This window comes from Pseudomonas sp. TREG-RG-20F-10-E-6-01 (assembly GCF_022662455.1).
Classification (GTDB): Bacteria; Pseudomonadota; Gammaproteobacteria; order Pseudomonadales; family Pseudomonadaceae; genus Aquipseudomonas.
The window spans coordinates 354,697-369,357 of the sequence record NZ_JAKNQP010000002.1 but is presented as its reverse complement, the minus strand read 5'-3'; the positions used below and the strand labels follow the sequence as shown (position 1 = coordinate 369,357).

14 protein-coding genes are annotated in these 14,661 nt (G+C 60.9%); 9 read left to right on the top strand and 5 right to left on the bottom strand.

The window, feature by feature from the left end; translation table 11 throughout:
* The first annotated feature begins 133 nt into the window (after window positions 1-133).
* The 7 genes from cobU (at window position 134) to L8K08_RS08065 (ending at window position 5,419) form a co-directional block, all read left to right on the top strand.
* Window positions 134-655, top strand: coding sequence for a bifunctional adenosylcobinamide kinase/adenosylcobinamide-phosphate guanylyltransferase (cobU, locus tag L8K08_RS08095; protein WP_242195663.1), 522 nt, complete (start codon window positions 134-136; stop codon window positions 653-655).
* A complete protein-coding gene (gene cobT / locus L8K08_RS08090; protein WP_242195661.1) occupies window positions 652-1,707 on the top strand; it encodes a nicotinate-nucleotide--dimethylbenzimidazole phosphoribosyltransferase in 1,056 nt (351 codons plus the stop codon). The genes cobU and cobT overlap by 4 nt, the downstream gene beginning before the upstream one ends.
* Window positions 1,704-2,279: an alpha-ribazole phosphatase family protein gene (gene cobC, locus L8K08_RS08085; RefSeq protein WP_145158937.1), complete on the top strand. Its 576-nt coding sequence runs from the start codon at window positions 1,704-1,706 to the stop codon at window positions 2,277-2,279. Before cobT ends, cobC begins: the two co-directional genes overlap by 4 nt.
* A gap of 2 nt (window positions 2,280-2,281) precedes the next feature.
* Window positions 2,282-3,010, top strand: coding sequence for an adenosylcobinamide-GDP ribazoletransferase (locus L8K08_RS08080; protein WP_124418180.1), 729 nt, complete (start codon window positions 2,282-2,284; stop codon window positions 3,008-3,010).
* 42 nt (window positions 3,011-3,052) lie between these two features.
* Entirely contained in the window at window positions 3,053-3,457 is a 405-nt protein-coding gene (locus tag L8K08_RS08075; RefSeq protein WP_106576421.1) for a MarR family winged helix-turn-helix transcriptional regulator, read from the top strand.
* Between the two features lie 63 nt (window positions 3,458-3,520).
* Window positions 3,521-4,720 (top strand): MFS transporter, encoded by a 1,200-nt coding sequence (locus L8K08_RS08070; protein WP_242196390.1) that lies wholly within the window; start codon window positions 3,521-3,523, stop codon window positions 4,718-4,720.
* 150 nt (window positions 4,721-4,870) lie between these two features.
* Complete coding sequence (locus L8K08_RS08065; RefSeq protein WP_145158931.1) at window positions 4,871-5,419, top strand: redoxin domain-containing protein; 549 nt, start codon at window positions 4,871-4,873, stop codon at window positions 5,417-5,419.
* A gap of 64 nt (window positions 5,420-5,483) precedes the next feature.
* Here the strand turns inward: L8K08_RS08065 and L8K08_RS08060 are convergent, their stop codons facing one another.
* From L8K08_RS08060 to L8K08_RS08045, 4 genes are all read right to left on the bottom strand, one after another.
* Entirely contained in the window at window positions 5,484-6,767 is a 1,284-nt protein-coding gene (locus L8K08_RS08060; protein ID WP_242195659.1) for an outer membrane protein transport protein, read from the bottom strand.
* Between the two features lie 146 nt (window positions 6,768-6,913).
* Entirely contained in the window at window positions 6,914-7,396 is a 483-nt protein-coding gene (locus L8K08_RS08055; RefSeq protein ID WP_106576425.1) for a hypothetical protein, read from the bottom strand.
* Window positions 7,397-7,674: 278 nt separating this feature from the next.
* Complete coding sequence (locus L8K08_RS08050) at window positions 7,675-7,899, bottom strand: hypothetical protein (protein WP_106576426.1); 225 nt, start codon at window positions 7,897-7,899, stop codon at window positions 7,675-7,677.
* A gap of 444 nt (window positions 7,900-8,343) precedes the next feature.
* Window positions 8,344-8,649, bottom strand: coding sequence for a hypothetical protein (locus L8K08_RS08045; protein WP_242195657.1), 306 nt, complete (start codon window positions 8,647-8,649; stop codon window positions 8,344-8,346).
* A 458-nt stretch (window positions 8,650-9,107) separates the two neighbouring features.
* On the opposite strand from L8K08_RS08045, the gene L8K08_RS08040 reads away from it, so the two are divergent.
* On the top strand, window positions 9,108-9,431 hold the full coding sequence (locus L8K08_RS08040; RefSeq protein WP_043293316.1) for a hypothetical protein: 324 nt from the start codon (window positions 9,108-9,110) through the stop codon (window positions 9,429-9,431).
* A gap of 175 nt (window positions 9,432-9,606) precedes the next feature.
* Entirely contained in the window at window positions 9,607-10,971 is a 1,365-nt protein-coding gene (gene rmuC, locus L8K08_RS08035) for a DNA recombination protein RmuC (RefSeq protein ID WP_178119661.1), read from the top strand.
* Between the two features lie 105 nt (window positions 10,972-11,076).
* Here rmuC and L8K08_RS08030 read toward each other — a convergent pair whose 3' ends face one another.
* Window positions 11,077-14,547 carry a PAS domain-containing hybrid sensor histidine kinase/response regulator gene (locus L8K08_RS08030; RefSeq protein ID WP_145158923.1) on the bottom strand — a complete coding sequence of 1,157 codons (3,471 nt, stop codon included), beginning with the start codon at window positions 14,545-14,547 and terminating at the stop codon, window positions 11,077-11,079.
* Window positions 14,548-14,661: the final 114 nt, after the last annotated feature.

The following is a 14,661-nucleotide window of genomic DNA, read 5'->3' as shown; positions in this document are numbered from 1 at the left end:
GCGGGCTTGCTCGCCAATGGGGTGCTTCAGTGACAAATCGGCTGACTGACACACCGCGTTCGCGAGCAAGCCCGCTCCCACACGGGGCAGTGCCCGCCTCACCCTATCAGCCGGCCGGCACAGGTGCCTTCCCATGTATCAACTGATCCTCGGTGGCGCCCGTTCCGGCAAGAGCCGCCTCGCCGAAAAGCTGGCGAGTGAGTGTGGCTTGCATGTCACCTACATCGCCACCAGCCAGCCGCTGGACGGCGAGATGAACGAGCGCGTCGCACTGCATCGCCAGCGCCGTCCCGATCATTGGGGGCTGATCGAAGAACCCATCGAGCTGGCGCGTGTACTGCGCGAAAGCGCCGCCGACGACCGCTGCCTGCTGGTGGATTGCCTGACCCTGTGGCTCACCAACTTGCTGATGCTGGAGAACCCCGCACGCCTGGCGTTCGAGCGCGATCAACTGCTGCAAACCCTGGCCTCGCTGCCAGGTGAAATCATTTTTGTCAGCAACGAAACCGGAATGGGTGTCGTGCCGCTGGGTGAATTGACTCGCCGCTATGTGGATGAAGCCGGTTGGCTGCATCAAGCCTTGGCCGAGCAGTGTCAGCGTGTGGTCCTGACCGTCGCCGGCCTGCCCCTGACTTTGAAAGGTACTGCGTTATGACTGACTCCTGGTGGCTCAACCCCTGCAAGGCCGTGAACACTTCTGCGCATGAACACGCGCTGGCTCGCCAGCAGCAACTGACCAAGCCAGCCGGCTCGCTCGGCCAGCTCGAAGCCATCGCGGTGCAATTGGCCGGCTTGCAAGGCCAGGTCAAACCTGCGGTGGATCAGGTGTGGATCGCCATCTTTGCCGGTGACCATGGCGTGGTTGCAGAAGGCGTATCGGCATTTCCACAGGAAGTGACCGGCCAGATGTTGCACAACTTTGTCACCGGTGGCGCGGCCATCAGCGTATTGGCGCGGCAGTTGAATGCGCAGCTGGAAGTGGTCGACCTCGGCACCGTCACGCCGTCGTTGGATCTGCCGGGTGTGCGTCATCTGAATATCGGCGCCGGCACGGCCAATTTCGTCAACGGCCCGGCGATGACCGCAGCGCAAGGGCGACTTGCCCTGCAAGCCGGGCGTGACAGTGCGCACCGTGCGTTGCAAAACGGCGCACAGCTGTTTATCGGCGGCGAGATGGGCATCGGCAATACCACCGCCGCCAGCGCCTTGGCGTGCGCGTTGCTCGATTGCCAGGTGAGCGACCTGACCGGCCCGGGCACCGGCTTGAACGCCCAGGGCGTCAGCCACAAAGTGGCGGTGATTGAACGCGCGCTGGCCTTGCATGCGGCGCAACGTGACGACGCGCTGAACACGTTGTTCAACCTGGGTGGTTTCGAAATTGCCGCGTTGGTGGGGGCTTATCTGGCCTGCGCCCAGGAGGGCATCGTGGTGCTGGTGGACGGGTTTATCTGCACGGTCGCGGCGCTGGTGGCTACACGCCTGAATCCGGCGTGCCGTGAGTGGTTGGTGTTCGGCCACCGCGGCGCAGAGCCCGGTCATCGTCATGTGCTGCACAGCCTCGACGCGCAACCGCTGCTGGAACTGGGCCTGCGCCTGGGTGAGGGCAGCGGTGCGGCGCTGGCGGTGCCATTGTTGCGCCTGGCGTGCGCGCTGCACGGGCAGATGGCGACGTTCGCCGAAGCCGCCGTGGCAGACCGCCCGGCATGACCTTGCACCTGGACCTGCTGCGCCACGGCGAAACCGAGCTGGGCGGCGGCCTGCGCGGCAGCCTGGACGACGCGCTCACCGCCAAAGGCTGGGAGCAGATGCGCACCGCCGTGGCAAAGCAGGGGCCGTGGGACCGGTTGGTCAGTTCGCCACTGCAACGCTGCGCGCTGTTCGCCCACGAGCTGGGCGCACGGCTTGGGGTGCCGGTGAGCCTGGAAAAGGATCTGCAGGAGCTGCACTTCGGCGCCTGGGAAGGGCAGAGCGCGGCGGCGCTGATGCAAACCGATGCCGAAGGACTGGGCCGGTTCTGGGCTGATCCCTACAGCTTTACACCGCCTGAAGGCGAGCGCGTCAGCGACTTTTCTGCACGCGTTCTCGGCGCCGTCTCACGTTTGCATCAGGCATATGCCGCACAGCGCGTGCTGTTGATCAGCCATGGTGGCGTGATGCGGCTGCTGCTGGCGCAGGCGCGCGGTTTGCCACGTGAGCAGCTGCTGAATGTCGAAGTCGGCCACGGTGGGCTGTTCAGCCTGCAGGTGATGGCCGACGGTCTGCTGAAGGAAGGCGTCTGAGGATGCTGGCATTCTGGATCGCCCTGCAATTTCTCAGCAGCCTGCCAATTCGCCTGCCCGGCATGCCGCAGCCTCAGGAATTGGGGCGTTCGTTGCTGTTTTACCCGGTGGTGGGGTTGCTGTTCGGGCTGCTGTTGTGGGCCCTGAACACCGCCCTGATGGGCGCACCGTTATTGCTGCATGCGGCGCTGGTGCTGACAGCCTGGGTGTTGCTCAGTGGCGGCTTGCATCTGGACGGCCTGGCGGACAGCGCCGATGCCTGGCTCGGTGGCTTTGGCGACCGCGAGCGCACGCTGACTATCATGAAAGACCCGCGCAGCGGGCCGATTGCCGTGGTCACTCTGGGGCTGGTGTTGTTGCTCAAATTCACCGCACTGGTGGCCTTGATCGAGCAGCACAACGGCACGGCGCTGATTCTGGCGCCGCTGATCGGGCGTGCTTCGATGCTGGCGCTGTTCCTTACCACGCGCTACGTGCGTGCAGGCGGTTTGGGCCAGGCACTGTCGGATCATTTACCCAGAATCGTCGGCCAACAGGTGCTGATCCTCAGCGGTCTGGCCTGTGTGTTGATCGGCGGTTTCAGTGGCGGGATCGCTGTTTTACTCGCTGCGCTGTGCTTTATCGGGCTGCGTCAGTTGATGGTCAACCGGCTGGGTGGCACCACGGGTGACACGGCCGGCGCATTGTTGGAGTTGCTGGAAGTCGCGGTTTTGGTCGGCCTGGCGCTGTAACACTTTCTTGCATTTTCATAATCGCGGGTATATACACGCTCCATGCTTGCCTCCCAATGTTTATGCACCAACCTGCGACGTGCCGCCCGTGGCGTCAGCAGGCATTACGACGGCGCTCTCGACGGCTTCGGGATCAACGTTGCCCAGTATTCTTTGCTGTGTAACCTGCAGCGCCTCGATCAACCGAGCATTTCCAGCCTGGCCGAAGCCATGGGCCTGGACCGCAGTACCCTGGGGCGCAACCTGCGGGTATTGGAGGGCGAGGGTTTGGTGCAGTTGGTCGAGGGTGATGACTTGCGCAACCGCTTGGTGGTGTTGACCGTCGCCGGCGAAGAACGCCTGGCTGCCGCGTTGCCGGCTTGGGAGGCGGCGCAGCAGAAATTGATAGATCAGTTGGGCGCCGAGAAGCGCGAAACCTTGTTGGCCTTGCTGGACGAACTCGCCTGAGCGCGGGTTTGTTCGACTACAAGCGGGTATATACCCGCGAGCGGAGAATAAGAAATGACCTCGATGTGGCGCACCAGTGGCTGGGTTCTTGTGGGAAGTGCGCTGATCCTGGCGTTGTCGTTGGGCGTGCGGCACGGCTTTGGTCTGTTCCTGTCGCCGATGAGCATGGAATTTGGCTGGGGCCGTGAAACCTTTGCCTTCGCCATTGCCCTGCAAAACCTGATCTGGGGCCTGGCGCAACCGTTTACCGGCGCCTTGGCCGACCGCTTTGGCGCGACCAAGGCGGTGTTTGTCGGTGGGGTTTTGTACGCCGCGGGGCTGGTGTTGATGGGCATGTCTGATTCGGCGTGGTCGCTGTCGCTCAGTGCGGGTTTGCTGATTGGGATCGGCCTGTCGGGCACTTCGTTCTCGGTGATTCTCGGTGTGGTCGGCCGCGCCGTGCCGCCGGAAAAACGCAGCATGGCCATGGGCATTGCCAGCGCCGCAGGTTCGTTCGGCCAGTTTGCGATGGTGCCGGGCACCTTGGGCCTGATCAGTTGGCTGGGCTGGTCGGCCGCCTTGTTGGCGTTGGGCCTGATGGTGGCGCTGATTCTGCCGTTGGTGGCGATGCTCAAGGACAAACCGCTGCCGGCGATGGTCGGCCAGCAAACCCTGCGCGAAGCCTTGAAAGAGGCCTGCTCGCACTCCGGCTTCTGGCTGCTGGCGTTCGGTTTTTTTGTCTGCGGTTTCCAGGTGGTGTTTATCGGCGTGCACTTGCCGGCGTACCTGGTGGACCAGCATCTGCCGGCCACGGTGGGTACCACGGTATTGGCGTTGATCGGCCTGTTTAACGTGTTTGGCACTTATACCGCTGGCTGGCTCGGCGGGCGCATGTCCAAGCCGCGTTTGCTCACCGGCTTGTACCTGTTGCGCGCGGTGGTGATTGTGCTGTTCCTGTGGGCGCCGGTGACCGAAGTGACGGCCTACCTGTTCGGCATGGCCATGGGCTTTCTGTGGCTGTCCACCGTGCCGCTGACCAACGGCACTGTCGCGACGCTGTTTGGCGTGCGAAACCTCTCGATGCTCGGTGGGATTGTGTTTCTGTTCCACCAGCTCGGTTCGTTCCTCGGCGGCTGGTTGGGCGGGGTGGTCTATGATCGAACCGGCAACTACGATTTGATCTGGCAGGTGGCGATTCTTTTGAGCCTGCTCGCTGCGGCCCTCAACTGGCCGGTGCGCGAGCGGCCGGTGGCGCGCTTGCAGGCGCAGATGGAGGCGGCATGAGTTTGACGGCAAGAGGGTTGCTGATCTCGGCAGGTCTGGTTCTGTTGCTGCTGGCCTGGTGGGGCTGGCAGCACGGCGGGCTGGCATTGATGCAACTGGGGATGTCGAACTGTTAAGTTCTGTGTCTGATCTGACTCAAGGACTTTCGACATGCTGATGCGCTGGCTCGCTGTACCCGTCCTGATGGCTGTAGGCAGTCTGGCCATGGCCGCCAACTGTCCGCCGTTGCTGGAGGGGCAATTGCCCAAGTTGCGGGCCAAGGAATCCATCGATTTGTGCCAGCGCTTTGCCGGCAAACCCCTGGTCATCGTCAATACCGCCAGCTTTTGTGGTTTCGCGCCGCAATTCAAAGGCCTCGAAGCCTTGTATCAGCGCTACAAGGGCCAGGGGCTGGAAGTGATCGGCGTGCCGTCCGACGACTTCAAGCAGGAAGCCAAGACCGGTGAAGAGACCGCCAAAGTTTGCTACGTGAATTACGGCGTGACCTTCACGATGACCGAGCCGCAGACGGTCAAGGGGCCGGATGCGGTGCACCTGTTCAAAATTCTGGCGCAGCAGACCAGCGCGCCGAAGTGGAATTTCTATAAGTACGTGGTGGATCGCCAGGGCAAGGTGATTGCCAACTTTTCCAGTTTGACCAAGCCGGACAGCCCGGACCTGATCAAGGCGGTGGAGGCAGCGCTGGCCTCGAAGCCCTGATCGCCGGCCATTAAAAAGCCCCGCCTCCTGTGCAGGAGAGCGGGGCTTTTTTATACGCGTTGGATCAGAACTTGTACGTCACACCCAGGCCGAAGCCGTTGGCGCTGTTTTCGTACTTGGCGCTGTAGGACGAACCCAGTGCGTTGGTCTTGTTGACCTTGACTGGCTCTTCCTTCAGGTAGGAGTAAGCCACGTCGACGATCATGTTCGGCATTACTTCGTAGCCCAGGCCAACACTGAAAATGGTCCGGTCGCCGGTAGGGATGCGTGGCGAACGGTCGGTGTTGTTGGTTGGCGACTGGTCGAAAGTCAGGCCGGTACGCAGTACCACTTGTTTGGTGACTTGGTACGAAGTACCCAAGGCATAGGCCCAGGTGTCATGCCAGTTCTGTGGCTCGGTGATGGTACCCACGATCTGCGGAGCGACCAGGCCGCCAGCTCGGGTAACGCCCTCGTTGTCGACAGTGATGTCTTTCAGGCGGCTCCAGCGAGTCCAGGTGGAACCGGCGTAGAGTTTCCAGGCATCGCTCAGGTCCTGTGTCACGGACAGGTCGTAAGACTCAGGCGTATCAATGCTCAACGACGCATCGTAGCGGCCGCTTGCCAGCAGTGGAGCCGTCGGAGTCGGTGCCGATACTTCGGTGTGGCCTTCAAGCTTGTAGCTGACTTTGGAGTGGTAAGTCAGGCCCACGCGCGTGGTATCGGTGGCTTGTACCAGCACGCCGACGTTGAAGCCAACAGCCGTGTCGTCACCTTTGATCGTGACGTTGGTATTCGGGACAGCCGGGTTTGTCGACAGAGCCAACTCAGATTCCAGCTTGCCGGAAATACGGTTGATGGTCGGGCCAAAACCGATGGAAACACGATCGTTGAAGGCGTAGCTGACGGTTGGCTGCAAGGTGATGACCGACACTTTGCTGTAGCTGCCGAACGAGCGACCCTGGAAGCCCCTCTCATAATCGGTAACCAGGCCGAAAGGTGCATAAACACCAACGCCGACGGCCCACTGATCATTGAGTTTGTTGGTGTAGAAACCAAACGGGACCGCCGTGAAGGGCACCATGTCGCCTTTGTTACTGCCGAAAGAACGGCCGCTGGCGTTTTTGATGTCAGTCGAGGCATCGATAGCGGCTACACCACCGGTAATCTGCTGGCCTTCGAGGCGGGCCATACCGGCAGGGTTACCGTACACAGTGCTGGCGTTATCGGCAGAAGAAGAGCGGCCTGCGAACCCCGTACCCATACCGGCGACGTCTTGTTCGTTCAGGGCAAAGCCGCTTGCGAACAGTTGGGAGGATGCCATGGCAACGGTGAGGCTAAGTGTGGTCTTGAGCATTACTTTTTTCATTATTAGAACTCCGTGGTGATCACCGCTGCGGAAAGTATCAATAATTTTAAGTTAGCGCTATAGGCCGTAATGTCGGAGATAGAGCGGTTTTGTAGGACAATCCGACCAGATTCGAAGGTTTTAGCCGAATCTTGCAAAACGCCTGATCAACAAATGGCCTGATTCATGGGTAAAACACAGGTTTGCCAGGCTTGGGTGAAATCCCGCAGCCGACCTTGAGGGTGAAATATTTCTTTCCAGATACGTGCCATGGCCAGTACGTCACCCGGTGGCGGCAGGGCAGGACGATGCTGTTCTACCAGCAGCCAGGCAATGGCGGTGGCGTAGCGCAGGTTGACGGTCAGCTCAAGCTGGGGCGCGCTGAGGAATGCATGTTGACTGGCCAGCCCGCGTACCAGGCTGGCGCGTTCGGGGTCTTGGGCGAGGTAATCGTCCCACAGGGCGCGGTGACGAGGTTCGGTGATGCTGTACAGGCCGTGGCCGCGCCGATCATGCAGGGCGGAGCCGAGTTCCGATTGGCTGGCGGCAATGCCCAGCAGCAGGGATTCAGCTGTCGGGTTATGGCGGCCGAGATAAATCAACGTCGGCCTGATCACATAACGACACAATTCGCTGGCGGCGATACCCATACGAGCCTCAATCCATGGAAGTGGTCGACGAAGCCTGAGAGGGGAGCTTGGCAGCAGTGAATCGGACCTCAGGCTCGTCGCAAGCGGATCATGCCGCTTGAGTTGAAGTGTAGTGTCATATTTGTGATGTAAAGGACTGTTTTTAAAACATCTTCTTCATTTAGTTATAACGTTTATATCTATTCGAACTTAGTGCAAGTACTCAAAAGCCGAATTTCGGGCAATAAAAAACCCTGCGTTTCAAGCAGGGTCTTTTGGGGTTCAGCGACTCGGGTCGATCAGGCAATCAATGCCTGACGGGTACGCTCGATCACGGCCTGCAGCGGCTCTGCGCTGGAGTATTGATCGGGGTACAGGCGTTCGCTGTGACGAGCGATGCCGTGTTCGTTGACCAGGGTGAAGCTGAAGCAGCCTTTGCGAGCGGCCATGATCAGGCAGTTCATTGGTGCAAAAGCGTTGGTGAGGGTGCGAATGGCATCCTGAGTGTGGATTTGAGCGGACATATTATTGGTGTTCCTACAAATGACACGGTTAAGAACCGTGCAACGTTAAAACGTTCCAGTAACGTTGATCACCATTGATCAAACGAAGAACCCGACTGGAACAAAGCAGCCAGTTTGAAGCGCTAATAAGTTAGGCGCGCTTGGGCTGGCAGGTAGGTACTTAGGAGGGCAGGCAACACAACAGGGGCAAAGGTTCTGGGCCCGGGGTGAAGATCCTGATCAATTTGCAGGCTGGTTCGTTCAGAGTATTGAAACTTCGCGGCACCCTTTGCTTGTTCAAAGGCAGTGTCGTCGCAAGGAATACCTGGAAACCATCGAGGTGGTCGATCCCGTGTTGTTCAGGGGAGTTGTTCGACCAGAATTGACTTTCAGCTTGGTACTAACGCCGCGGATAGTAACGGATTGAAACACGGAAGGGAAGTGTGCTAGCCAAAAAAGCTTAATTCAGCCGCCCAACAACCCGCGATAGACCAGCACGGTGGCCGCCGCGGCCAATGAGCAGCCGAGTCCGTAGGCCGCCAGGGTCAAGCGCCAGGACCGGCCGGTCTCGATCACATTCATCACCTCGCGCATGTCGTTGATTCGGCCTTCACTCAACTCTATGCACAGCATTACGGCAGTAAACGCCGCTGATACCAGGATGGCGATGGCAAACAGCGCGCCGTCGGGGGAGGGCAGCGCGGCATTGACCGCCAATGAAGTTACACAGATGGCCAGCAGCAACACGGCGAATAAGAGGATTCCTTTCATCGAGCCTTGGTAGGTTGCGTGTGGGAGTGGGCCAGTGTGGCGAGCCGGCGAGGATTTGAAAAGTGCCTGGTTTGGCCTGTCGGTAACATTTTTAGGACGTGTCGAAGCAAAAAACCGGCGCCATATAGCCAGTGGGTGGGTACTTGTGCACATTAGTTGCGAGGTATGTAACCCGTCTGTCAACGGCCTGGAAGCGCCGCCATTTGCCTGCAATGAAAATTTAAGTCAATGAAAAATATCGCTTTTTTTTATTGGTGAAAAAATCGTCAGTTTGACTGCGGCCCCCGTTCCATGGGCCTTTGCGCGCGTTAAAGGTGGGTTGTCCACTGAGTTATCCACAGCTTCTGTGGATTGTCCCAAGCGCTTGCTCTAGAACGGGCGTGCAGGGATTTTTCAGCTTTACCTGTAGGAAAAAAAGAGTAGAGTGGCGCGCCTTCCGTTCTGTCCCGCAGTGCTTTATGAAGTTTCGCTCAGTATCACCATCTGTTACCGACACCCCTCAGACTGTTACCGCACCCAAGCGTTTCTCCTTGAAAGTCGCCTTGTGGCTGCTCGACAGCCCGCGCCTGGGGCACAGCACCAACGTCAAGCACTTCGCCGGGCGCTTGCTCAAGCAGCCGGCCCGTGAAGGTGTGGTTGCCGCGCAGAGCCGCCTGGGCCAGCTGATGTGCCGTGAGTGCGGCAACGCCCGCGACCGCCGCATCGGCCATGACCTGTTGCGCCTGGCTGCCCGTGCCGGCGACCGCCGCGCCCAGCGCGAACTGGGGCAGGTCGAAGACTGAGCTGTCCTCAAGCCCCACGCTTGGTTAACCTTGCTCTTTTTCGGTGATGGCAGAAATGGCGATGGCTTTTGACTGGACCAGTATTGCCTTGGGCCTGGCTGGCGCTGCAGTGCCTTTATTGGCCCTGTGCTGGCAGCTCCAACGGCGGCTGAGCGCGCGCATGACCGGCTGGGAACTGCTCGAAGAGCGCCTGGCCACCGCGCAACTGGCCCAGGAAGGGCTGGCCGCGCAACTCGACGCCAGCCGCGACGAGATCAGTGACCTGAGCCAGGCCAACGCCGCCAAACAAGCTGACCTGGCCGCCGTTCGCCGTGAAGTCGAATTGCTCCAGATCGACCGCGATAACGCCCGCGACGCCGCCCACGCCTGGAACCTCGACCGCAGCGCCAAGGAAACCGAGCTGCGCCGCCTCGATGCGCTGTCCTCGGCGTTGCGCGCCGAACTGCGCGAACAACAGGAAAGCCATCAACAACGCCTTGCTGACCTGCAAGGCTCGCGGGACGAGCTGCGTGCGCAGTTCGCCGAGCTTGCCGGCAAGATTTTCGATGAGCGCGAGCAACGGTTTGCCGAAACCAGCCAGGAACGCCTGGGCCAATTGCTCGACCCGCTCAAGGAACGCATCCAGTCGTTCGAAAAGCGCGTGGAAGAGAGCTACCAGAATGAAGCGCGCGAGCGCTTCTCCCTGGCCAAGGAGCTTGAGCGCCTGCAGCAACTGAACCTGCGACTGTCGGACGAGGCCACCAACCTCACGCGCGCGCTTAAGGGCCAGAAAACCCAGGGCAACTGGGGCGAGCTGATTCTTGAGCGCGTGCTTGAACATGCCGGGCTGGAGAAGGGGCGCGAGTATCAGACCCAGGTCAGCCTCAAAGGCCCGGACGGCGAGCGCTTCCAGCCGGACGTGTTGATCATGCTGCCCGGCGACAAGCAGGTGGTGGTCGACTCCAAGGTCAGCCTCACCGCCTATCAGCAGTACGTTGCAGCGGATGACGATGTGATCGGCCAGGCGGCGCTGAAACAGCACGTGCTGTCCCTGCGCAATCACGTCAAAGGCTTGGCCGGCAAGGATTACAAGCGCCTCGAAGGTCTGCACAGCCTGGATTTCGTGCTGTTGTTCGTGCCGATAGAAGCCGCGTTCTCCGCCGCGTTGCAGGCTGAGCCGAACCTGTTCCAGGAAGCGTTCGACCGCCATATCGTGATCGTCAGCCCCACCACCTTGCTGGCCACCCTGCGGGTGATCGACAGCCTGTGGAAGCAGGAGCGCCAGAGTCAGAACGCGCGGGAAATTGCCGAGCGCGCCGGCTGGCTGTATGACAAGTTCGTACTGTTTATTCAGGATCTGGATGAAGTCGGCAACCGCCTGCAGCAGCTGGATAAGGCCTACAGCGCGGCGCGAAACAAGCTGACGGATGGCCGTGGAAATCTGGTCAGCCGAACCGAGCAGCTAAGGTTGCTGGGTGCGCGTGCGAGCAAGAGCCTGCCGGCGGATTTGCTCGAACGGGCGATGACCGACTCCGATGGCGTCGCACACTTACCGGAGTAGCACAGGGTCAATGTGGGAGCTGGCCCGCCTGCGATAGCGGTGGTGACTGCTCCACTGCTAGCGCAGGCAAGCCAGCTCCCACAAGGGGATTGAGTTCGGTCATTCCTACAATGGCAAATGCCGACTCAACAACGCGCGCAACGCCGCAGGCTTTACCGGCTTGGCCAAATAATCCAACCCTGCGGCATGCACCTCGGCCACCATTTCCGGGCGCCCATCGGCGCTGATCACTACCCCGGGAATCGGCTCCGCCAGTTGCGCGCGCAGCCAGCCCATCAACTCAGTGCCTGTCTCGCCGTGGTCCAGGTGGTAGTCCACCAGCGCCAGTTGCGGGCGCACGCCCTCGGCCAGCAACGCCGCACATTGCGCCTGATCGGTAGCGGTCCACACCTCGCATCCCCAGCGCGTGAGCAGGCTGCGCATGCCGATCAGGATGCTTTCTTCATTGTCCACACACAGCACCTGGGCCCCGCTCAACGGCAGCCCGTTATCCTGCGTGGTCTTGACCTTGGGGCTGGCCTGGTTACGCGCCAACGGCACACGCACGCTGAACACGCTGCCTTTGCCTGGCCACGAACGCACGCTCAAACGATGGCCGAGCACTCGGCACAGGCCGTCGGCGATTGCCAGGCCCAGGCCCAGGCCCTTTTCGGCGCGGGTCTGGTGGCTGTCCAGGCGCTTGAACTCTTCGAAGATCACCTGTTGTTTATCCAGCGGGATGCCAGGGCCGCGATCCCACACTTCCAGGCACAGTTCGCCCTTGCGTCGGCGTACGCCAAGTAGCACCGGGCCGTCGGCGTAGCGGAATGCGTTAGTAAGAAAGTTCTGCAGGATTCGTCGCAGTAACTTGATGTCGCTGTCCACCCGCAAACGGCTGCCGCGCAGGCGAAAACGCAGGCCTTGCTCGTGGGCCAGTGCCTTGAATTCTGCTCCCAGGGTGTCGAACAACTCGTTGAGGACGAAGGGCTGTCGCTGGGGATTGATCTTGCCGTTTTCCAGACGCGAGATATCCAGCAGGTCGCTGATCAGGTCTTCGGCAGAGCGCAGCGAGCTGTCCAGGTGCTGCACCAACTGGCGGGCTTCGGCAGACAGGCCGTCGTTCTGGTGGGAGAGGGCAGCGGAGAACAATCGTGCCGCGTTCAACGGCTGCATCAGGTCGTGGCTCACTGCTGCCAGAAAGCGCGTCTTCGATTGGCTGGCGGATTCGGCCACGCCTTTGGCGTCGGTGAGCGCCACATTCAGTTGCGACAGTTCATGGGTGCGTTCGGTCACCCGTTGTTCCAGGCCCTCGTTGGCTTCGGTCAGGGCTTGTTCGGCCTCACGGAACGCGGTGATGTCGGTGAAACTCATGACGAACCCGCCGCCGGGCATCGGGTTGCCGATCAGCTCGATCACGCGCCCATTCGGAAACAGGCGCTCGGAGGTGTGCGCACGGCCCTGGCGCATCCAGTGCAGGCGTCGCGCCACGTGCACTTCGGCTTCCCCTGGCCCGCACAGGCCGCGCTCGGCGTTGTAGCGAATGATGTCGGCAATCGGCCGGCCCACACTGATCAAACCGTCGGGGTAGTTGAACAGCTCCAGATAGCGGCGGTTCCAGGCCACCAACTTCAGCGACTGGTCGACCACGCTGATGCCCTGGGTGATGTTTTCGATGGCGCCTTGCAGCAGCGCGCGGTTGAACTGCAGCACTTCGGAGGCTTCGTCGGCGATACGTACGACGTCCTCCAGTTGCATTTCCCGCCCTTCAATTGCGGCTTTTACGACGGCGCGTGTCGAAGAGGCGCCGAGCACGCCCGCCAACAGGCGTTCGGTATGGGCAATCCAATCGTTGTCGGCATTCTGGTTGGGGTTGAAACCTTTGCCCTGGCGATAGGCGAAGCGGATAAAACTCTGCTGGGCACGTTCTTCACCGACAAAGCGCGCCGCCAGGCTCAGCAGGTCGCTGATCTGCACCGACAACATCGAGCGCGCGCTGGCGCGTTGGCTGATTTCCTGGCCGATAAAGCGTCCGGCCTGCCAATGCTCCGAGACCCGTGTGCGCGACAGCATCGAGACCCACACAAACAGCGTGAAGTTACCCGCCAGCGAAAACACGGTACCCAAGGTCAGCGAGGTCACGGAGAAGCCAAACGGGTGTGAATGCATCCACGTCAGCCCAGGGAAAAGGCTCAGCGACCAGCCCAGACTTTTCGCCGTGACCGGTAGGACCAAGGTGTAGAACCACAAAAACGTGCCCGCCGCCAACCCAGCGAACACGCCGCGCCGGTTCGCCTGCTTCCAGTACAGCGCGCCCAGCATCGCCGGGGCCAGTTGGGTAACTGCCGCGAAGGCGATCTGGCCGATGGTCGCCAGGCTCGCGGTGGAGCCGAGCAGCCGGTAACTCACGTAGGCCAGCAGCAGGATGATCACAATGCTGACCCGGCGCACCGAGAGCATCCAGTGGCGGAACACTTCGAACGGCCGCTCGGCACTGGAGCGTCGCAGCAGCCACGGCAGCAACATGTCGTTGGACACCATGGTCGACAGGGCGATGCTGGCTACGATTACCATGCCGGTCGCTGCCGATGCGCCGCCAATAAACGCCAGCACAGCGAGGGCCGGGTGTGCCTCGGCCATGGGCAGGCTGATCACGTAGGAGTCCGGCAATACCGAGCCGGGCAGCAGCATTTTGCCGCCAAGCGCGATGGGGATGACGAACAGCGCGGCGAGGATCAGGTAGGCCGGGAACACCCACTTGGCCAGGCGTAAGTCTTGCGGGTCGATGTTTTCCACGACGGTGACGTGGAACTGCCGGGGCAGGCAGATAATCGCCATCATTGCCACGCCGGTTTGCACCACCATTGACGGCCAGTTGATGGTTTCTTTCCAGTATTCCTCAAGGCGCGGCGCCAGCATCGCCTGGCTGAACAGGTCGCCGAATCCGTCGTACAAGCCGTAGGTCACAAACGCGCCGACAGCCAGAAAGGCGAACAGCTTGACCAAGGATTCAAAGGCAATCGCCAGCACCATGCCACGGTGGTGCTCGGTGGCGTCGAGGTTGCGCGTACCAAACACGATGGTGAACAGCGCCAGCACCAGCGACACGATAAGGGCCGTGTCCTGGGCGCGTGTGCCGGTGGTGTCGGGGCCGGAGCCGATCAACAGGTTCACGCCCAGCACGATGCCTTTGAGCTGCAAGGCGATGTAGGGCAACACGCCGACCAGGCAAATCAGCGCCACTACCACCGCCAGCGACTGGGATTTGCCGTAGCGCGCGGCGATGAAGTCGGCGATGGAGGTAATGTTTTCCTGCTTGCTGATCAGAATCATCTTCTGCAGCACCCAGGGTGCCAACACCAGTAGCAGCACCGGTCCTAGATAGATCGGTAAAAATGCCCACAGCTGTTCGGCGGCCTGGCCTACCGCGCCGAAGAAGGTCCAACTGGTGCAGTAGACGGCCAGCGACAGGCTGTACACCCAGGCGCGTACTTTCGGCGGCAACGGCGCATGGCGGCGGTCACCGTAAAAGGCGATAGCAAACATAATGGCCATATAGGCCAGGGCAACGGCGGCGATCAGCCCGCTGGACAGCGTCATGGTAACTCCGAGCATAAGAACACCCAGGCATTCCAGGCCCGGTGGGACAGTCTCGCATGATGCTTGGGGTTAGTCAGTGTCGACCAAGGTCGTGTGCAGGATCTGGCTTATGTA